This window comes from Streptomyces sp. BF23-19 (assembly GCF_041106355.1).
In the GTDB taxonomy this organism is placed as follows: Bacteria; Actinomycetota; Actinomycetes; order Streptomycetales; family Streptomycetaceae; genus Streptomyces; species Streptomyces virginiae_A.
This window is the reverse complement of sequence record NZ_JBGBPT010000001.1, coordinates 239,907-258,220: the sequence shown is the minus strand read 5'-3', so window position 1 is coordinate 258,220 and position 18,314 is coordinate 239,907. Positions and strand designations below refer to the sequence as shown.

The 18,314-nt window shown below is 71.5% G+C and carries 18 protein-coding genes; 13 read left to right on the top strand and 5 right to left on the bottom strand.

Features of this window, described 5'->3' with window-relative positions:
- Nucleotides 1-137: 137 nt before the first annotated feature.
- Both AB8A24_RS01170 and AB8A24_RS01165 read left to right on the top strand, forming a co-directional pair.
- Entirely contained in the window at nt 138-710 is a 573-nt protein-coding gene (locus AB8A24_RS01170) for a PadR family transcriptional regulator (protein ID WP_328960224.1), read from the top strand.
- A 124-nt stretch (nt 711-834) separates the two neighbouring features.
- Nucleotides 835-2,571 (top strand): acyl-CoA dehydrogenase family protein, encoded by a 1,737-nt coding sequence (locus AB8A24_RS01165; protein WP_328960223.1) that lies wholly within the window; start codon nt 835-837, stop codon nt 2,569-2,571.
- 69 nt (nt 2,572-2,640) lie between these two features.
- Here AB8A24_RS01165 and AB8A24_RS01160 read toward each other — a convergent pair whose 3' ends face one another.
- Nucleotides 2,641-3,372, bottom strand: coding sequence for an SDR family oxidoreductase (locus AB8A24_RS01160; RefSeq protein ID WP_328960222.1), 732 nt, complete (start codon nt 3,370-3,372; stop codon nt 2,641-2,643).
- A gap of 132 nt (nt 3,373-3,504) precedes the next feature.
- Here AB8A24_RS01160 and AB8A24_RS01155 point away from each other — a divergent pair, with 132 nt between their 5' ends.
- Complete coding sequence (locus tag AB8A24_RS01155) at nt 3,505-4,086, top strand: helix-turn-helix domain-containing protein (protein WP_328960221.1); 582 nt, start codon at nt 3,505-3,507, stop codon at nt 4,084-4,086.
- Between the two features lie 30 nt (nt 4,087-4,116).
- Here the strand turns inward: AB8A24_RS01155 and bla are convergent, their stop codons facing one another.
- Nucleotides 4,117-5,016, bottom strand: a complete 900-nt coding sequence (bla, locus tag AB8A24_RS01150; RefSeq protein WP_328960220.1) for a class A beta-lactamase — start codon at nt 5,014-5,016, stop codon at nt 4,117-4,119.
- A 131-nt stretch (nt 5,017-5,147) separates the two neighbouring features.
- Between bla and AB8A24_RS01145 the strand changes: the two genes are divergently transcribed.
- The 6 genes from AB8A24_RS01145 (at nt 5,148) to AB8A24_RS01120 (ending at nt 11,062) form a co-directional block, all read left to right on the top strand.
- Nucleotides 5,148-5,780 (top strand): TetR/AcrR family transcriptional regulator, encoded by a 633-nt coding sequence (locus AB8A24_RS01145; protein ID WP_328960219.1) that lies wholly within the window; start codon nt 5,148-5,150, stop codon nt 5,778-5,780.
- The gene (locus AB8A24_RS01140; protein WP_369474281.1) at nt 5,770-6,387 is read left to right on the top strand and encodes a hypothetical protein; all 618 of its coding nucleotides are present in this window, start codon (nt 5,770-5,772) and stop codon (nt 6,385-6,387) included. The genes AB8A24_RS01145 and AB8A24_RS01140 overlap by 11 nt, the downstream gene beginning before the upstream one ends.
- Nucleotides 6,380-7,000, top strand: a complete 621-nt coding sequence (locus AB8A24_RS01135; protein WP_328960217.1) for a GNAT family N-acetyltransferase — start codon at nt 6,380-6,382, stop codon at nt 6,998-7,000. Before AB8A24_RS01140 ends, AB8A24_RS01135 begins: the two co-directional genes overlap by 8 nt.
- A gap of 270 nt (nt 7,001-7,270) precedes the next feature.
- A complete protein-coding gene (locus AB8A24_RS01130) occupies nt 7,271-8,695 on the top strand; it encodes a family 2B encapsulin nanocompartment shell protein (RefSeq protein ID WP_369474279.1) in 1,425 nt (474 codons plus the stop codon).
- 108 nt (nt 8,696-8,803) lie between these two features.
- A complete protein-coding gene (locus tag AB8A24_RS01125) occupies nt 8,804-10,162 on the top strand; it encodes a family 2 encapsulin nanocompartment cargo protein terpene cyclase (RefSeq protein ID WP_328960215.1) in 1,359 nt (452 codons plus the stop codon).
- A gap of 15 nt (nt 10,163-10,177) precedes the next feature.
- On the top strand, nt 10,178-11,062 hold the full coding sequence (locus AB8A24_RS01120; RefSeq protein WP_328960214.1) for a geranyl diphosphate 2-C-methyltransferase: 885 nt from the start codon (nt 10,178-10,180) through the stop codon (nt 11,060-11,062).
- A 93-nt stretch (nt 11,063-11,155) separates the two neighbouring features.
- On the opposite strand, the gene AB8A24_RS01115 is transcribed toward AB8A24_RS01120, so the two are convergent.
- Nucleotides 11,156-12,799, bottom strand: a complete 1,644-nt coding sequence (locus AB8A24_RS01115; RefSeq protein ID WP_328960213.1) for an FAD-binding oxidoreductase — start codon at nt 12,797-12,799, stop codon at nt 11,156-11,158.
- 64 nt (nt 12,800-12,863) lie between these two features.
- On the opposite strand from AB8A24_RS01115, the gene AB8A24_RS01110 reads away from it, so the two are divergent.
- Nucleotides 12,864-13,493, top strand: a complete 630-nt coding sequence (locus AB8A24_RS01110; protein WP_328960212.1) for a TetR/AcrR family transcriptional regulator — start codon at nt 12,864-12,866, stop codon at nt 13,491-13,493.
- A 255-nt stretch (nt 13,494-13,748) separates the two neighbouring features.
- Complete coding sequence (locus AB8A24_RS01105) at nt 13,749-14,156, top strand: DUF3224 domain-containing protein (protein WP_369474277.1); 408 nt, start codon at nt 13,749-13,751, stop codon at nt 14,154-14,156.
- A gap of 45 nt (nt 14,157-14,201) precedes the next feature.
- Here AB8A24_RS01105 and AB8A24_RS01100 read toward each other — a convergent pair whose 3' ends face one another.
- Entirely contained in the window at nt 14,202-14,684 is a 483-nt protein-coding gene (locus tag AB8A24_RS01100; RefSeq protein WP_369474276.1) for a MarR family winged helix-turn-helix transcriptional regulator, read from the bottom strand.
- Nucleotides 14,685-14,770: 86 nt separating this feature from the next.
- Between AB8A24_RS01100 and AB8A24_RS01095 the strand changes: the two genes are divergently transcribed.
- Together AB8A24_RS01095 and AB8A24_RS01090 are read left to right on the top strand one after the other, a co-directional pair.
- A complete protein-coding gene (locus AB8A24_RS01095; RefSeq protein ID WP_328960209.1) occupies nt 14,771-15,640 on the top strand; it encodes an SDR family NAD(P)-dependent oxidoreductase in 870 nt (289 codons plus the stop codon).
- 681 nt (nt 15,641-16,321) lie between these two features.
- A complete protein-coding gene (locus tag AB8A24_RS01090; RefSeq protein ID WP_328965773.1) occupies nt 16,322-17,059 on the top strand; it encodes an NPP1 family protein in 738 nt (245 codons plus the stop codon).
- A gap of 69 nt (nt 17,060-17,128) precedes the next feature.
- On the opposite strand, the gene AB8A24_RS01085 is transcribed toward AB8A24_RS01090, so the two are convergent.
- The gene (locus AB8A24_RS01085) at nt 17,129-18,289 is read right to left on the bottom strand and encodes a substrate-binding domain-containing protein (protein ID WP_328960208.1); all 1,161 of its coding nucleotides are present in this window, start codon (nt 18,287-18,289) and stop codon (nt 17,129-17,131) included.
- Nucleotides 18,290-18,314: the final 25 nt, after the last annotated feature.

Sequence of the window (18,314 nt, the reverse complement as noted above, 5' to 3'; positions counted from 1 at the left end):
GGGCGACGGGCGACGAGTTGAGGGTGGTGGGCGGCGGGCCGGAAGGCGGGTCGGCGTCGAGCGGCAGCCGGGTGAGCCGCGTCTCACCTGAACCCTGCCGCTTGTCTATGCAACGAGTTGCATAGAAAGATCGGGGCATGGCGCTCGACCACGCGATCCTCGTCTCCCTGCTGGAGAAGCCGGGCTCCGGCTATGAGCTGGCCCGCCGGTTCGACCGGTCCATCGGCTACTTCTGGACCGCCACCCACCAGCAGATCTACCGCGTGCTGGGGCGTATGGAGGGCAACGGGCTGCTCGCCGCCCGGGAGGTCCCGCAGCAGGGCCGACCGGACAAGAAGGAGTACTCCGTCGCCGGCCCCGGCCGCGCCGCCCTCGCCGAGTGGCTGCACGAGCCGATCGAACCCGAGAGCCTGCGCCACGACCTGGCCGTCAAGATCCGTGGCGCGGCCTTCGACGATCCGGCCGCGCTGATCCACGAGGTCGAGCGGCACCACCGGGCGCACAGCGACCGACTGGCCCGCTATCTCGCCGGTGAGCGGCGCGACTTCACCGGGCCCCAGGCCCCCGCACCGCTCGACGCCGGTCAGGAGCTCCAGCACGTCGTGCTGCGCGGCGGCATCGCGTTCGAGCGGATGACGATCGCCTGGCTCGACGACGTCCTCGCCACCCTCCACCGGCTCGGCGGTACGGCGCCGACCGCCACCGCCTGAACGTCGCCCGGACCCTCGCGCCGCGGCCGGCCGGCCGCTCCGCACCCCGCCGCTCCGCCCCCCCCCACGCATGCGCTCGACCCCCTCCCCGCCCCTCCTCCAACCCCTCGGAAGGTGAACCCCCATGGCAGACGCCCTGCTCTTCAACCCGCACACGTACGACCCGGCGCACTTCGACCCCGAGACCCGCAGGCTGCTGCGCGCCACCGTCGACTGGTTCGAGAGCCGTGGCAAGCGCCGGCTGATCGAGGACTACCGCTCCCGCGCCTGGCTCGCCGACTTCCTCGCCTTCTCCGCGAAGGAGGGCCTCTTCGCGACCTTCCTGACCCCGGCCACCGCCGCCGGCGAGGGGGAGTCGGACAAGCGCTGGGACACCGCACGGATCGCCGCCCTGAACGAGATCTTCGGCTTCTACGGCCTCGACTACTGGTACGCCTGGCAGGTCACCATCCTCGGCCTCGGCCCGGTCTGGCAGAGCGACAACGCCGACGCCCGCGACCGCGCCGCCCAGCTGCTCGCCGAGGGCGAGGTGTTCGCCTTCGGCCTGTCCGAGAAGACCCACGGCGCCGACATCTACTCCACCGACATGCTGCTGCGGCCGTACGTCGACGAAGCCGGTGCCGATGGATTCCTCGCGAGCGGCTCCAAGTACTACATCGGCAACGGCAACGCCGCCGGTCTCGTCTCCGTCTTCGGCCGCCGCACCGACATCGAGGGCCCCGACGGCTACGTCTTCTTCGCCGCCGACAGCCGCCACCCGGCGTACCACCTGGTGAAGAACGTCGTCGACTCCTCCAAGTACGTCAGCGAGTTCCGCCTCGACGACTACCCGGTCCGCGCCGAGGACGTCCTGCACACCGGCAAGGCCGCCTTCGACGCCGCCCTGAACACCGTCAACGTCGGCAAGTTCAACCTCTGCACCGCCTCCATCGGCATCTGCGAGCACGCGATGTACGAGGCCGTCACCCACGCGCACAACCGGGTCCTCTACGGTCGCCCCGTCACCGCCTTCCCGCACGTGCGCCGGGAGCTGGCCGACGCGTACGTCCGCCTGGTCGGGATGAAGCTCTTCAGCGACCGCGCCGTCGACTACTTCCGCTCCGCCGGCCCGGACGACCGCCGCTACCTGCTGTTCAACCCGATGACGAAGATGAAGGTGACCACGGAGGGCGAGAAGGTCATCGACCTGATGTGGGACGTCATCGCGGCCAAGGGCTTCGAGAAGGACAACTACTTCGCGCAGGCGGCCATCGAGATCCGCGGACTGCCCAAGCTGGAGGGCACGGTCCACGTCAACCTCGCCCTGATCCTCAAGTTCATGCGCAACCACCTGCTGAACCCGGCCGAGTACCCGGCCGTACCGACCCGGCTCGACGCGGCCGACGACGCCTTCCTGTTCCAGCAGGGCCCGGCCCGCGGGCTGGGCGCCGTACAGTTCCACGACTGGCGGACCGCCTACGACGCGTACGCCGACGTGCCGAACGTGGCCCGGTTCCGCGAGCAGGCCGACGCCCTCTGCACCTTCGTGGCCACCGTCGCCCCGGACGAGGAGCAGAGCCGCGACCTCGACTTCCTCCTCTCGGTGGGCCAGCTGTTCGCGCTCGTCGTCTACGGCCAGCTGATCCTGGAGCAGGCCCGTCTGACGGACCTGGACGGGTCGGTGCTCGACGAGCTGTTCTCCGTCCTCGTGCGCGACTTCTCCGGCCACGCGGTCGAGCTGTACGGCAAGGACTCCGCGACGGCGGCCCAGCAGGACTGGGCGCTGGGCGTCGTCCGGCGTCCGGTCGTCGACGAGGAGCGGGCGGCGCGCGTCTGGGCGCGGGTCGAGGCCCTGTCCGGCACCTACGAGATGGCCCCGTAGGAACGCGGTCCCGGGGGACCGGCACGGCACGGCTCCGCCGCGGCCGGAGCCGGTCCCCGTCCCGGGTGCTCAGGCCTGCGCGGTGGGGCGTACGACGATGTCGCCCACGTCGACACCGTCCGGCTGCTCGACGGCGAAGGCGATGGCGCGGGCCACCGCGTCCGGGGACAGTGCGGTTTCCATCATCCGGTCGATCCGGGCCCGCGCCTGCGGGTCCATGCGCTCCGTGAAGTCCGTGCGGACGGCCCCCGGCGACACGACGGTCACGCGCAGGGTGTCCCCGGCCTCCTGGCGCAGGCCCTCGGAGATCGTGCGCACGGCGTTCTTGGTGCCCGCGTACACCGACTGGAGCGGCACGACGCGCAGTCCGGCGGTGGACACGGTGTTGACGAAGTGTCCGGAGCCCTGCTCCCGGAAGACGGGGAGCGCCGCGGCGATCCCGTAGAGGACGCCCTTGAGGTTGACGTCGATCATCTCCTCCCAGTCCTCGACGCGCAGCTCGTCGAGCGGGGAGATGAGTCCGACCCCGGCGTTGCTGACGAGGACGTCGAGCCTGCCGTACCGCTCCCGCGCCAGGCCGACGAGGCCGGACAGGTCGGCGCGCCGCGTCACGTCCGTACGGATCCAGGCGGCTCGACCGCCGGCCCGCTCGATCCGGGCGGCCAGCGCCTCCAGTCGTTCCGTGCGGCGTGCGCCGAGGACCACCTTCGCGCCCCGTTCGGCGAGCAGGAGGGCGGTCGCCTCCCCGATACCGCTGCCGGCGCCGGTGACGGCGACGACCTTGCCTTCGATTCCCGACATACCGGGAGTCCCTTCGGAAGAGGAATGGGCAGGCCGCGGCCATGCCCTAGAGTGAAAGTGGAGGCGCCGCCACTTCAGCTCACAGTAAGTGGAGGCTCCTCCACTTAGCAAGTGAGAGCGAGGGAGCCGCTGATGGCCGCAGACGCAGGACGCCCGTTGAGAGCCGACGCGCAGCGCAACCGGGACAAGATCCTGGTTGCCGCGGTGCGCGTGTTCACCGAGCAGGGTCTGGAGGCGCACTTCGAGCGCATCGCCAAGGAGGCCGGCGTGGGCACCGGCACCCTCTACCGCAACTTCCCCACCAAGGAAGCCCTCATCGAGGCGGCCTACCGGAACGAGGTCGCCCGACTGTGCGACTCCGTCCCGACCTTGCTGGAGAGCCTGCCGCCGTACGAGGCCCTGCGCGCCTGGACGCGCCGCTTCATCGACTACGCCACCGCCAAGATGGGCATGGCCGACGCGATGCGGGCCGTCCTCGCCGCGGGGACCGACCCGTACACCGACAGTCGCCGGATGATCCAGGACGCCCTCACGTCCCTCATGGACGCCTGCACCGCCGCGGGCGCGATCAGGGCCGACATCAGCTCGACCGACATGTTCGCCGCCCTCGCGGGCATCGCCCTCACCTCGGCCGGCCCTGACCGGCGGGACCAGGCCGAACGCCTCCTCGACCTCAACCTGGACGGACTGCGCCTCGCGCGCCCGCGGGAGTAGATACCGAACGTTGCCTGAGGGGGGCCGCCGTCAGGCGAGCGTGTCCGCCAGCAGCTTCGCGGTTCTGGCGATCAGGGTGTTGTCGCGCGGCGCCGTCGCCTCCGGCATCGTCGAGAGGATGGCCAGGACCATGGGCGGGCGCCCCGGCGGCCAGGCGATACCCACGTTGTTGTTCGTCCCGTACGAACCGGCGCCCGTCTTGTCCGCGACGGCCCAGTCCTTCGGCAGGCCGGCCCGCAGGCGGTCACCGCTGGTGGTGTTCGACAGCAGCCACCCGTTCAGTCGCTCCCGGTCCCCGGAGTCCAGCGCGTCGCCGAGCGCGAGACGCGCGTACGTCCGACCGATCGCGCGGGGGCTGGTCGTGTCCGTCACCCGCGACGGCTCCGCCGAGTTCAGCTCGGGCTCCCACCGGTCGAGCCGGGTCGTGCGGTCGCCCAGCGAGCGACAGAAGCGGGTGACCGCGGTAGGGCCGCCGAGCTCGCGCAGCAGCAGGTTTCCGGCCGCGTTGTCGCTCTGGGCGATGGCGGCGGAGCAGAGTTCCGCCACGGTCAGGCCGCTCGCGATGTTCTCGGGCTTCTCGGTGATCGACCCGCCGCCCGCGTCCGTGACGTCCTGGAGCGTGTAGTGGATCCGCTTGGCGAGATGCGCGCCGTCGTGGTCGAGGTCCCGCAGCACGGCCGCCGCCGCGAGCGTCTTGAACACCGAGCACATGGGGAACAGCTCGTCGGCCCGGTGGACCACGGTCCGGCCGGAGCCGGTGTCGAGCGCGTACACCCCCAACCGCGCCCCGTACTCGCGCTCCAGCGCGCGCAGGCCCGCCACCGGCGACGCGGCACTCGCCGTGCCCACCGGTAGTGCGGCGGCGAGTGCCACCCCCGCTCCCACGGTCAGCAGCGCGCGTCGGGACGTTGATGCGTCCGGGGTCCTCACGTCAGGTCCTCCTCTTCCTGGCCGGTCATGTGCCCCTGAAGACGTCATACGTGATCAATTCGGTTCCCTCGGGTGTGGCGCACCAGTGGGGTGTACTAGCAGTACACCCCACTGGTGTGTACCGTAAGTACATGACTCCGCTCCCTCGATTCCATCGACTGCCGGCCGAGCGACAGGAGGCGATCCTCGCCGTCGCCCGCGCGCACTTCGCCGAGCACGGCCCCGCGTCCGCCTCGTACAACAAGATCATCGAGGCGGCGGGCTTCTCGAAGACCGCCGCCTACCAGTACTTCGACGGCCGCGAGGACCTCCTCGCCGCGGTTCTCGACGATGTCCTCGACCGCCTCCTCGGCGTGCTCGGGCCGTGGACCCCGGCCCGCGACGAGGCCGACTTCTGGGCACGGCTGGAAGCCGGATCGCGTGCCTTGGTCGCGCACTTGCGTGCCCACCCGGACGATCTGGCCCTCGCCGACGCCGCCGTCGGGCGGGCGCGGGGCGGCGTGTGGCTCGGTTGGTTCGGGGCCGTGGTCGAGGACGGCCGGCGGCTCGGTTTCATCCGGACGGACGTGGACCCGGACCTGCTGGCGGGCGCGACCGCGGCCGTGATGCGGGCGGCCGACGCGTGGGCGCTGCATGCGCTGAACGCGGCACCTCCGGAGCGGCCGACGGCACGGCCGGTGCTGCCCGGGGGCGAACAGGTCTGGAGCCTGCTCCGCGGGCTGTGGAGCGGCGGAGCGGACGGAGGGGCCGGGCGTGCGCACTGATCTGGAGATCCGCTGGGAGATACCGCCCACCTCGCCGGGACCGCTGGGCCGCCTGGAGCGGTTCATGGGGCCGGGCAAGTCCCGCTCCGAGTCCGCCGTGGAACTGCTCGGCGCGGGCGGGTGCGCGGTGCTGCTCGCGGCCGGCGTGTGGTCGTCGGGGATCCACCGTGACTGGAGCGGCCCCCAGTGGGCCGTGGTGGTGCTGATCGGCCTCGATCTGCTCGGGGGCATCCTCACCAACGCGACGAACGCCGCCAAGCGTTGGTACCACCGCCAGGAACCGGGGGCCCGGCGCGCCCGCCTGCTCTTCGTCGGCGCGCACGTGCTGCACCTCGCCGCGATGGGCCTGCTGGTGCTCGGTGGGGACCACGGCTGGATCCTGGGGAACACCGCGCTGCTGCTCTCCGCCGCCGTGGTCGTGGAGTTCACGCCCGTCCATCTCAAGCGCCCGACGGCCATGGCCGGTTACTCCGCCGCCGTCGTCGTCAACCTGTTCTGGCTGCCCGTGCCCTCCGCGCTCGCCTGGTTCGCGCCGCTCTTCTTCCTCAAGCTCCTGGTGTGCCACCTCGTGCCGGAGGCGCCGCTGGAACGGCGGCGCGATGTCTGAGCCCGACGCTGGTGACCACGACGACGCCCCGCCGCCCGCGCGGTGCGCGCCCGTGCTCGCCGCCGCCTTCGTCCGCGAACCCGCCATGACATGGATCTCGGGCGGATCGGACCGGGTACGGCGGGCCTGGTTCACCACCACACTGCGGACGCACGCCACGCTCCCCGGAGCCCGCCGCCGGCTGCTGGTCGATCGGCACGGCCGACCCGTCGCCGCCGCCGTCCTCACGCCGCCGGCCACCGCCCCCTCGGGCGCGGCCCGGGCGGCCTGGGCGAGCCGCACCCTGGCGGGCTGCGGCCCGCGCGCCCTGCTGCGGACGCTGCGTTACCTGCACGCCGTCGAGGCCGAAACCCCGCCCGGGGCCTGGACCTTGGAGTTCATCGGCGTGGAGCCCGCGGCGGCGGGGCGGGGCGCCGGAGGGCGGCTCCTCGACCGCCTGCTCGCCGCGACCCCCGCGCCCGGCGGTGTCTTCCTCACCACCGCCGACGAGGCGAACGTACGGCTCTATCGCCGCTTCGGCTTCACCACCCTGCGGCGCCTGACGGTGGGCCCGCTGGAGGTGACGGCGATGTGGCGGCCGGACGCGTCCGAGCGGACGCGCACCGGCGGGTAGGGGTGGCCGCGGGAGCCGACCGTCGCGGCGCCTTTCGGCCGTGTTCGTGAGCAAGGCCGAATATCGTCCATAACCCCGGCAAACCACCTGCGATGCAAGATCACCGTATCGAAGTAACGCCAACGGTTTTCAGGCTCAACTGGGTGTACCGGCCGTTACTGTTCCCCCGGATCTGTACGGATTCCCTGATATTCGCCCCCCTTTTTTTCCTCGTTCCTCGGTGACACGCGCGTCCGCCGTCCACCACCCTTACGAAGGAGAGCTCGCCCGATGACCGTTGACACCAGCCCGGAAGCCCAGCTGGAGCCGCCGCGGCAGTCCAGCCTGAGCACGGCGGCCGCCCGCAACCTTGCCAGCACGACCAAGTCCGCCCCGCAGATGCAGGAGATCACCTCCCGCTGGCTGCTGCGGATGCTCCCCTGGGTGGAGACCAAGGGTGGCACCTACCGGGTCAACCGCCGGCTGACGTACACCGTGGGCGACGGCACCATCGAGTTCGTCCAGGACGGCGCGAACGTCCGGGTGATCCCGCGCGAGCTCGGCGAACTGGCCCTGCTGCGCGGCTTCGACGACGACGACGTGCTGACCGCGATCGCCGGCCGGTGCGTCCAGCGCGACTTCCGGGCCGGTGAGGTGATCGTCGAGCGCGGTGCCCCCGCCGACCAGATCCACCTGATCGCCCACGGCCGGGTCAGCCAGACGTCCGTCGGCAAGTCGGTCGACGACCTCGTGGCCCAGGCGGGCCGCGCCGTACTCGCCGACGGCGACCGGTTCGGCGAGAACGCCCTGCTGGACGCCGACGCCACCTGGGACTACACGGCCACCGCCGAGACCCCGGGCATCCTGCTCACCCTCTCCCGCGGCGACTTCGCCTCCGTGCTCGCCGCGGCGCCGCAACTCCAGGACCACATCAACCGGTTCAGCTCGCTCCCGCAGCAGCGCCAGAACCGGCACGGCGAGGCCGAGATCGCGATGTCCGCCGGCCACACCGGTGAGGCGGACCTGCCCGGCGCGTTCGTCGACTACGAGCTCAAGCCCCGCGAGTACGAACTCTCCATCGCGCAGACCGTGCTGCGGATCCACACCAGGGTCGCCGACCTCTACAACGGGCCGCACAACCAGACCGAGGAACAGCTCAGGCTCACCATCGAGGCGCTGCGCGAGCGCCAGGAGCACGAGCTGATCAACAACCGGGACTTCGGTCTGCTCCACAACGCCGCCTTCAAGCAGCGGATCCAGACCCACTCCGGCCCGCCGACCCCGGACGACCTCGACGAGCTGCTCTGCCGCCGCCGCGGTTCCAAGTTCTTCCTCGCCCACCCCCGGACGATCGCCGCGATCGGGCGCGAGTTCAACGCCCGCGGGCTCTACCCGGACCACGTCGACGTCGGCGGTCAGCAGGTCCCGGCCTGGCGCGGGGTCCCGATCCTGCCCTGCAACAAGATCCCGATCAGCAAGGAGAACACCAGCTCCGTCCTCGTCATGCGAACCGGCGAGGACAACCAGGGCGTCGTCGGTCTGCGTCAGACCGGCCTGCCGGAGGAGTACGAGCCGGGCCTCTCGGTCCGTTTCATGGGGATCAGCGAGCAGGCGATCATCTCGTACCTGGTCACCACCTACTTCTCGGCCGCCATCCTGGTGCCCGACGCGCTCGGTGTGCTGGAGAACGTGCAGATCGCCCGCAGGCGGGACTAAGAGGACCTGCCCCCCGACGGCCGTGACGGCCAGGACACCTGCCTGTCCTGGCCCGCCGAGCACGCCCGGGATCCGGGACAACCCACTTACCTCTCCAAGGAGTTACGGATGCCCGATCCTGGGCCTTCCCCTCTGCAGTCGAGCCTGCCCGCCGCGGTGGCGTCCTTCGGGGCACACGTTCTCGCGAGCGCTCTCGCCGCCGGCATCGAACCGGCCGCCGACGCCGGGCCCGTGGAGCCTTCTCCGCCGGTCTCGCCCGCCCCGCCGGCCCTGCCCGTCCTGCCGACGGGCCACCCCGGAGCAGTACCCGTAGCCGTACCCGTACCCGACGAGGGTGCCGCCGCGACCGTGGCCGCCGCGCCGCAGCCGAGTGCCGCCCTCGAACGGATCCTGCGCGGGCCCAGCGGGCTGGGTACGACGAGCCTGCACTGGGCCCGGAGCGATGCCCCCGCGGTCCCCGCGGCCCCTGACGCGCCCGCGCGGATCCCGGGCAACCCGATCCCGGGCCTCTACTACCACCCGGTGCCGGAGCCCGATCCGGTGCGGGTGGAGGAGCTCGGTCGCCGGATCAAGGCCTGGGCCCTGGACGAGGTGTCGCTCTACCCGGAGGACTGGGAGGACCAGTTCGACGGCTTCTCCGTCGGGCGCTACATGGTCGCCTGCCATCCGGACGCCCCCAGCATCGACCACCTGATGCTCGCCACCCGGCTGATGGTCGCCGAGAACGCGGTCGACGACTGCTACTGCGAGGACCACGGCGGCTCGCCCATCGGCCTCGGCGGTCGTCTGCTGCTGGCGCACACCGCTCTCGACCCCGTCCACACGACGAAGGAGTACGCGCCGGACTGGGAGGCGTCGCTCCTCTCGGACGCACCCCGGCGTGCCTACCGGTCCGCCATGGAGTACTTCCTCCAGGCGACCACCCCCTCGCAGGCCGACCGGTACCGGCACGACATGGCCCGGCTGCACATGGGCTACCTCGCCGAGGGGGCCTGGGCGCAGACGGAGTACGTGCCCGAGGTGTGGGAGTACCTGGCGATGCGCCAGTTCAACAACTTCCGCCCCTGCCCCACCATCACCGACTCCGTCGGCGGCTACGAACTGCCCGCGGACCTCCACGCGCAGCCCGCCATGCAACGGGTGATCGCGTTGGCCGGTAATGCCACTACCATCGTCAACGATCTGTACTCCTACACCAAGGAACTGGCCAGTCCTGGACGGCACTTGAACCTGCCGGTGGTGATCGCCGAACGCGAGAGCCGCTCCGACCGGGAGGCCTACCTGAAGGCTGTCGAGGTTCACAACGACCTGATGCGCGACTTCGAGGCCGCGGCCGCCGAACTGGCCGTCACCTGCCCCGTTCCGAGCGTGCAGCGCTTCCTGCGCGGGGTCGCCGTGTGGGTCGACGGCAACCATTACTGGCACCAGACCAACACCTATCGCTACAGCCTGCCCGATTTCTGGTAAAGATGGGAATTGTTCATGACTAGCACCGATCTCACCGCCGCCGGTACCTCCTCCGTGTTCATCCCGGGCCCGGCGACTCCCTACCAGGGGGACATCGCCCGTTACTGGGACCACGAGGCCAGGCCCGTGAACCTTCGTCTCGGCGATGTCGACGGCCTTTACCACCACCACTACGGCATCGGCGACATCGATCACGCCGCCCTCGGCGACACCGAGGACAGCGCATACGAGAAGAAGCTGATCGCCGAGCTCCACCGCTTGGAATCGGCCCAGGCCGAACTCCTCCTCGAGCACCTCGGCTCGATCGGGCGCGACGACACCCTCGTCGACGCGGGCTGCGGCCGCGGCGGTTCGATGGTCATGGCCCACCAGCGCTTCGGATGCAAGGTCGAGGGCGTCACCCTGTCGGCCAAGCAGGCCGACTTCGCCAACCAGCGGGCCCACGAACTCGGTATCGAGGACCACGTCCGGGCCCGTGTCTGCAACATGCTCAGCACGCCGTTCGAGACCGGGCAGGCCGCCGGCTCGTGGAACAACGAGTCGAGCATGTACGTCGACCTGCACGACCTCTTCGCGGAGCACTCGCGCGTCCTCCAGGTCGGCGGCCGATACGTGACCATCACCGGCTGCTGGAACCCGCGGTACGGCCAGCCCTCGAAGTGGGTCTCCCAGATCAACGCGCACTTCGAGTGCAACATCCACTCCCGCCGCGAGTACCTGCGCGCGATGGCCGACAACCGCCTCGTCCCGCAGGCCGTCATCGACCTGACCCCCGACACCCTGCCCTACTGGGAACTGCGGGCCACGTCCTCCCTGGTCACCGGCATCGAGGAAGCGTTCATCGAGTCCTACAAGGACGGCTCCTTCCAGTACGTGCTGATCGCGGCCGACCGCGTCTGACCGAACGCCGACCGTGGGGGCCGGGGCCGTCGTCCGACGGACCCGGCCCCTCCGCGTCATCCCGCGGTGTACCGGCATGCGTACGGGCGGGGCTCAGTCCACGAGCACGCCGGGGTTGAGGATGCCCCGCGGATCGAGGGCCCCCTTCGCGGCCCGCAGGGCGAGGGCGAAGGGCTCGGGGCGCTGGCGGTCGTAGCCCGGGCGGTGGTCCCGGCCGACGGCGTGGTGGTGGGTGATGGTGGCCCGGTGGCGGTTCAGGACCTCGCTCGCGACGGCCTTGAGGTCGTCCCAGACGGCGACCTCGTCCCCGGCCCGGCCGGCGGCGAGTACGGTGAAGTACGGCGCCGCGCCGTCCGGATACACGTGCGTCAGACGGCAGTTGACGGTCGCGGGGAAGCCGGTGGCCTTGACCGCCGCCTCGCCGACCTCCCTGCGTACCTCGTCGATCAGGTCGGGGATCCGGTCCCAGGTGGCCGCCGTCTCGAAGGTCTCCGCGACCGCGCCCATCCGGGCCAGGCCGTCGCGGAGGTAGGGCATCCGCAGGAAGGCCGAGCGCCAGGCGCTCACCGCCGCGTCGCCGTCCGGGCTAGCCTCGGGGCTTCCCTTCGAGCCGCCGACCCCGCCGTCCCCGCCCGACCCGTCGTACCGGCCGCCGTGCGAGCGGGCCAGCGCGACGGCCCGTTCGAGCCGGGCGGTCACCGGTTCGTCCGCCGACTCGAACCCGAGGACCAGTACCGAGCTGCCGTCGTGCGCGGCGCCCGACAGCGCGGCCTCACCGGAGTCCAGCAGACGGCAGTTGGCGGGGGAGAGGTCGGACTGCGCGAGGGCGCGCACCGCCCGCAGGGCGCTCCGGAAGTCCGTGAACGCGACCGCGGCGGACGCCTTGTGACGGGGGCATTCCTGCAGGCGCACCCATGCCTCGGTGATGACGCCGAGGGCCCCCTCGGAGCCCAGGAACAGGCGGTCGGGGGAGGGGCCGGCCCCCGAGGCGGGCAGCCGCCAGGAGTTGCTGATGCCGGCCGGGGTCACGACGCACAGCGACTGGACGAAATCGTCGATGTGCGTGCGGCCGGTGGCGTAGTGGCCGCCGGCCCGGGTGGCGAGCCAGCCGCCCAGCGTGGAGAACTCGAAGCTCTGCGGGAAGTGCCGCAGGGTGAGGCCGTGGGTCCGCAGCTGGTCCTCCAGGCTCGGTCCGAGCGTGCCGGCCTGGATGCGCGCCGCCCGGCCCTCGGTGTCCACCTCCAGTACGCGGCCCATGGCGGTCAGGTCCAGGGACATGACCGCCCGGTGGGCATCCCCGCGGTACTCGACGCCGCCGGTCACCGAGGAGCCCCCGCCGTACGGGACGACGGCGACCTGCCGCTCGCCGGCCCAGTCCAGCAGATCGGCCACGCCCTGGTCGTCGGTGGGGCGGGCGACGAGGTCGGGGATGCGGCCCGGGCGTCCGCGCAGGGCGCGCACCACGTCGCGGTAGGCCTTGCCCATGGAGTGCGCGGCGCGGTCCCCGGGATCTGCGTCGATCAGGTGGGCGAGGCTCCGCGGGGGTTCGACGGCGGGGGCGGCGACGGCCAGGTCACGGACGCGGGGCACGGGGAGCGGACGGCTGAGGGTACCGGGGAGCAGGGCGCCCATCGCGGTGCATTCCGCGTCGTCGGGATGCGCGTCGGCCCAGCCCCAGCCCCACCAGGAGCGGGTGCGGGCGGTGGGCTGGGTGGGCTGCGAGGTGGTGCCGGCCATGGCGGCGCTCCAGGGGTCGAGGTAACTTACCTAGCGGTAAATTACCTACTGATAATATCGGCGCATGGCAACCCCCTCCTCGCATTCATCGAAGGCCGGCACCAAGGGAGTCCCGCGGCAGCACCGCCGTCGGCAGATGCTGGAGGCGGCCACGGAGGAGTTCGGTAGGCACGGCTACGCGGCGGCGTCGCTGCCCGCGATCGCCGCACGCGTGGGCGTCACCAAGACGCTGCTGCACCAGTACTTCGGTACCAAGGAGGACCTGTACGTGGCCTGTCTGGTCCCGGTCGGGGACCGGCTGCTGGACACCATCCGCGCGGCGATGGGCGAGGGCGGGGCCGCACCGCACACGCCGCTGCGCGTGCTGCACAGCATCTTCACCGCCCTGGAGGGGCAGCGGGAGGCGTGGTTCGTGCTCTACGACACCACCCTGCCGCCCGGTGGTGAGGCCGCGCGCCGGGCCTCGGCGTACTGGTCGGCCATCGACCGGCTCGCCGCCGGCGGCACCGCGGAACTGCTGCGTTCGGCCGGATCCACCGACCCGCTGGACGCCGACGCGCTCAAGTACGTCTGGCGGGACCTGGTCGCCACCCTCGTCCGCTGGTGGGTCAAGCACCCGGAGCAGACGCCGGAGGCCATGACGCGGCGGTGCGCCCGCCTCTTCGCGGCCGCCGCCACGCTCACCCCCGAGTAGTGCTGTGGCCGGGAAGGTTTGCCGGGTCGCGGTGTCCGGTGCGGTGCATCGCGAGGCGGAGGGGGCCGCGGGCGTACCGGACGTACTTCCGTGGTCCGACAACGCGGCGAGGTGCCGTACCGGGCGTCGCGACCCGGTGGACCTTTCCGGTCACAGCACTAGCACCTCGGCTGACAGCGCTGCCGGCGCCGCGCGCGGCGGCCGCGCCGTCCCGCCCGGCCACCCGTTGTCGGTGCGCACCGCTACGGTCGGTCCATGAGAGCTACTGGAACGTTCACCGTCGAAGCGTTCGTCCCGACCGAGCTGAAGCCGGAGCCCGCCGTCCCCACCGGGCTCCCCGTGGGTGTCGCGACCATGGAGAAGTCGTTCGAGGGCGAGGTGGCCGGCCGCTCCGCGACCCTGTTCACCGCCGCGTTCGACCAGGGGACCGGCGTCGGTACCTATGTCGCCATGGAGTCCTTCGAGGGCTCACTGAACGGCCGGGACGGGTCCTTCAACTTCGTGCACTCGGCGACCACGTCCGGTAGCGACCGCACCGCGGAGTTCTTCACCATCGTGCCCTCCAGCGGCACCGGCGCGCTGGCGGGAATCGCGGGTGCCGGGGGCATGGCGGTCGATGCGGACGGCGCCCACCGGATCTGGTTCGACTACCAGCTCGGCTGAGTGTGTCAGGTCGACGGTGGCCCGCACCCCTTCCCGGACCGGGGACTACCTGGCGCGCTCCTGCTCGGCCTGTGCGGCCTTCGCCGCCTTGAGCTTGCGCCACACGGTGCCCAGCGCCTCCAGGTCCCGCTCGTCGAGGAGCTCGGTGAAGACGGGGGTCAGGGCTTCGCGGCGAGTGGCGTCGGCCTCGGCGAACACCGTACGTCCCGCCTCCGTGAGGGAGACCTCGACCGACCGGGCGTCGCGCGCCGAGGGCGTGCGGGTCACCAGGCCCCGGGCCTGCAGGGCGTCCACGACGCGGGAGACCTGGCTGCGGCTGAGCAGGGTGCTGTTGCCGAGTACGGAGGCGGGCACCGGCTCGGGGCTGGAGGCCAGCCACAGCATGACCTCGAACCAGGACACGGGGAGGTCGTGGGCCTTGACCAGGGCCCGGTCGACACGATCGGTCATGACCGTCCCGGCCCACACCAGCCCGTAGAAGGCGTAGTCGGCCGCCGGCATCTCGGCTTCGGTGAGCTTCTTCGGCATGTCGGCAGTCTAGAGCTTGCGTGCGCACGCACATAATTTTATAGTGTGTGTGCACGCACATAAATCCCCCCTGTGAAAGGCCCGCCATGTCGACCACCCCTGCCTCCGGCTCCGTCACCCCCGCCCGCACCGTCCTGATCACCGGTACCTCCTCCGGTATCGGCCTGGCCGCCGCGATCGCCGCCGCCCGGGCGGGCTGGCGTACGGTCGCCACCCTGCGTGACACCGGCCGCGCCGACGCCCTGCGCAAGGCCGCCGTCGAGGCCGGCGTCGAGATCGACATCCGGCAGCTCGACGTCGTCGACGAGACCTCCGTCACCGCCGCCGTCGAGGGCGTCATCGCCGACTACGGCCGGCTGGACGCCGTCGTCAACAACGCAGGCGCCGGGCACGTGGGCACTCTGGAGCTCGAATCCGTCGCCGACGTCCGCGAGGTCATGGAGGTCAACTTCTTCGGCGTACTGAACGTCTCCAAGGCCGCGCTGCCGCACCTGCGGGCCACCGGCGGCCGGCTGATCACGGTCACCAGCGTCGGCGGCGTCATCGGCCAGCCCTTCAACGAGGCCTACTGCGCGGCGAAGTTCGCCGTGGAGGGATACATGGAGAGCCTGGCCCCCGTCGCCGGCGCCGTCGGTGTGAGCGTGTCCGTCATCGAGCCCGGCGCCGTCGCGACGGAGTTCGTGAACAACATCGGCCTAGACCTCGAAGCCCGGATCGCCGCCGCCGGCCCGTACTCCGACGCGCTGCGCCACTACGTCGAGCGCACCGTCGGTCAGTTCCTGAACGGCGCGCAGACCCCGGCCGGCGCCGCCGAGTCCGTCATGGAGGCGCTCACCGTCGAGCGGCCCGCCTTCCGTATCCAGACCTCTCAGTGGGCCCGTGACTTCACGGGGAACAAGCTGGTCGACCAGGACGGCTCGGCGGTCGTCGGCATGACCGGAGCCTGGGTCGCCTGACCTGCCGCGAGCGACCCGCCCGGAATCGGGTCATGATGGCCGGAGACGGACGAGTCCTCCGCGCGGTCCCCGGACGGAGGCCGCCCCGGCCGGGAGGTGACCCGTGGGCATGGACGAATCACGCAAAGCCTGGTTCATGATCGGCGCCGTCGTCGCCGTCATCCTCCTGGACCTCCTGGCCATCATCCTGATGAACACCCTCGGCTGATGCCCGCCTGAAGATCCGCGGGGCGCGGCCCGGTCGAGCGGGCCACACAGCTCGGTGACGGATGAGCCGATCACCGGGCTGTCGCTGTGCCCGGCGTGGCGAGACCTCGCCGCCGAGCGGTGGCGAGCGGGTCGCACCACGATCATCCTGCGCGGTCTCCCGCGTCCGCGTCCCCGTCCGCGTCCCCGTCCGTGTCCCCGGCCGCATCGCGGTCGGATGAGGGCCCCCACCGGTCGGAGAAGACGCCCGGCTCAGTCCTGACAATCCGTCAATTTTTATTGTGTACAAGGCCTTTACGCACCTTCGGTGCGCAAGGAACGGAGTCTGCCCGGCCTCTTGCCGTGTCGCCCCGGTTCGCGAATGATGCTCGCGGCGTGTCGGTCGACGGTGTTCCGTCGCGATGCGTCCGCCACCCTCGCACCCGGCCGGCCAGGAGGCCCGTTTTGCGGACGAACCGTCACATCCGGAGATCGATGGTGGTCGTCGGTGCCGCCCTCGCGGTGGTCGTCGCCGTTCCCCAGGTGGCCTTCGCGGCGCCGCCCCCGGCGCTCCCCGGCAAAGCCGAAGCGATCGAGCTGACTTACCAGCCCGCCTACGACTACGACACCGACGGCTGCTATCCGACACCCGCCATCAGCGCGAACGGAGTCCTGAACGGCGGGCTCAGGCCCACCGGTGCCCTCAACGGCAGCTGCCGGGACGCCTCGGACCTCGCCAACACCAACGGCTACTCCCGCTGGAAGTGCAACAACGGCTGGTGCGCCGTCATTTACGCGCTGTACTTCGAGAAGGACCAGGCCCTTCCCGGCATCGAGCTCGGCGGCCACCGCCACGACTGGGAACACGTGGTCGTGTGGATCCAGGGCAACGAGGCCAAGTACGTCGCGACCTCCGCCCACGGGGACTTCAACGTCCACTCGCGCGACCAGATCCGCTGGGACGGCAACCACCCCAAGATCGTCTACCACAAGGACGGCATCGGCACGCACTGCTTCCGCGCGGCGAACACCAACGACGAGCCGCCCGAGAACCACCGCGGCACCTGGCAGTTCCCCACGCTCGTGGGGTGGTCGGGCTACCCGGCGACCGTGCGCGAAAAGCTCACCCAGGCCGATTTCGGCAGCGCGCACTTCGGCCTGAGGGACGACTCCTTCGCCAACCACCTGGCGGAGGCCAAGCCGGCCGGCATCCCCTTCGACCCGTACCAGTAGCACCCGGCACCCGGCACCCGGCACCGGCCTCGCACCGAGCGGGACCGGTGCCGGTGGTGACGCCTGTCGTCAGCCGGCCCAGATCCTGCGGTACCCCTCGCGGTATCCGGACGGGTCCCAGGACGTGGCGCCGTCGCTGTTGTCGGCCGTGGCGATGTGCACCGGGGCCACGTAGCCGCTGGCCGGTCGGCCGGCGAAGGCACGGTTGAACTCGTCGACGATCTGCCAGCCCTGCTGGTTCAACGGCTCGGGCACGGTGGCGGCCTGGAACTGCTTGCTGTTGATCCGCTGGAAGGCGGAGGGGTCGCCGTCGCCCGCGCCGATGTTGAACGGCGGCCCGGAGCCCGGCCTGCCCGCCGCCCGCAGGGCCGGCGCCGCGTCCGCGAAGTACAGGTCGTTGATGGCGGCGGAGTACGTCCAGTCGTCCTGGAAGCGGGAGAGCAGCGAGGAGACCGCCTGCGCGGTGCGGCTCGCGGCGTCGGGGATGGGGATGTTCTCGTAGCTCAGCAGTCGTACGCCGGAACAGGTGGCGAGCTCCTTGCGGATCAGCTCGGCCTTGTTCTTGGCGAACGGGATCGAGTCGTCGGTGAAGAGGACGACCCCGGCGTCGCCCGCGGACCGGGCGATGATCCAGTCCGCGCTGATCCTCGCCACATCCTCCACCTTGGTGGTGACGTTGGTGAACAGTTTGGGTCTCTCGCTCGGGCCGGGGGAGCCCACCGCGTGCCAGCCGATCACCGGGATGTCGGCCGCTTCGGCCCGCGCCATCTGCTGCGAGGTCAGTTGGGGATCGAAGCCGCCGATGACGATGCCCGAGGGCCGCAGGGTGATGGCCTGGCTGAGCGCCGCCTGGATACCGGCCGGGGTGCCGTCCCCGTCGATGACACGGACCTGCCAGCCGATGGCCTTCGCGGCCTCCTCGACGCCCTTCGCGACGCCCGCGACACCGGGGTTGGTCATGGTCTGCGCGACGTAGACGATCGACTTGCCGGGGACCGCGGCGGGGCCGGTGGTGGGGCCGTGCCAGGCGGTGTCGGAGTTCTCGGCCCGCGCGACGGCCGCCCCGGCGCTCGCGAGGGCGGTGGGGCAACCGGCCTTGGGTGGCGCGGCGCCGGTGGAGGGGCCGCCGCTCCCGCAGCCGGCGAGGAGGGTGGCGGCCGCTGTCAGCAGGGCCGCGGTCGTGAGCGGGGTCCTGAGGTGCGAGCGGGGGTGCGAGTCCTTCGGGTACACGGTGCTCCTGACGCGGTGCGCGTAC

Coding starts and splice junctions, on each gene's coding strand:
- AB8A24_RS01130 (WP_369474279.1), top strand. CDS start 7,271: ATGACCGTTGACACCAGCCCGGAAGCCCAGCTGGAGCCGCCGCGGCAG.
- AB8A24_RS01095 (WP_328960209.1), top strand. CDS start 14,771: ATGTCGACCACCCCTGCCTCCGGCTCCGTCACCCCCGCCCGCACCGTC.
- AB8A24_RS01145 (WP_328960219.1), top strand. CDS start 5,148: ATGACTCCGCTCCCTCGATTCCATCGACTGCCGGCCGAGCGACAGGAG.
- AB8A24_RS01105 (WP_369474277.1), top strand. CDS start 13,749: ATGAGAGCTACTGGAACGTTCACCGTCGAAGCGTTCGTCCCGACCGAG.
- AB8A24_RS01125 (WP_328960215.1), top strand. CDS start 8,804: ATGCCCGATCCTGGGCCTTCCCCTCTGCAGTCGAGCCTGCCCGCCGCG.
- AB8A24_RS01090 (WP_328965773.1), top strand. CDS start 16,322: ATGGTGGTCGTCGGTGCCGCCCTCGCGGTGGTCGTCGCCGTTCCCCAG.
- AB8A24_RS01100 (WP_369474276.1), bottom strand. CDS start 14,684: ATGCCGAAGAAGCTCACCGAAGCCGAGATGCCGGCGGCCGACTACGCC.
- AB8A24_RS01135 (WP_328960217.1), top strand. CDS start 6,380: ATGTCTGAGCCCGACGCTGGTGACCACGACGACGCCCCGCCGCCCGCG.
- AB8A24_RS01120 (WP_328960214.1), top strand. CDS start 10,178: ATGACTAGCACCGATCTCACCGCCGCCGGTACCTCCTCCGTGTTCATC.
- AB8A24_RS01165 (WP_328960223.1), top strand. CDS start 835: ATGGCAGACGCCCTGCTCTTCAACCCGCACACGTACGACCCGGCGCAC.
- AB8A24_RS01160 (WP_328960222.1), bottom strand. CDS start 3,372: ATGTCGGGAATCGAAGGCAAGGTCGTCGCCGTCACCGGCGCCGGCAGC.
- AB8A24_RS01110 (WP_328960212.1), top strand. CDS start 12,864: ATGGCAACCCCCTCCTCGCATTCATCGAAGGCCGGCACCAAGGGAGTC.
- AB8A24_RS01170 (WP_328960224.1), top strand. CDS start 138: ATGGCGCTCGACCACGCGATCCTCGTCTCCCTGCTGGAGAAGCCGGGC.
- AB8A24_RS01155 (WP_328960221.1), top strand. CDS start 3,505: ATGGCCGCAGACGCAGGACGCCCGTTGAGAGCCGACGCGCAGCGCAAC.
- AB8A24_RS01115 (WP_328960213.1), bottom strand. CDS start 12,799: ATGGCCGGCACCACCTCGCAGCCCACCCAGCCCACCGCCCGCACCCGC.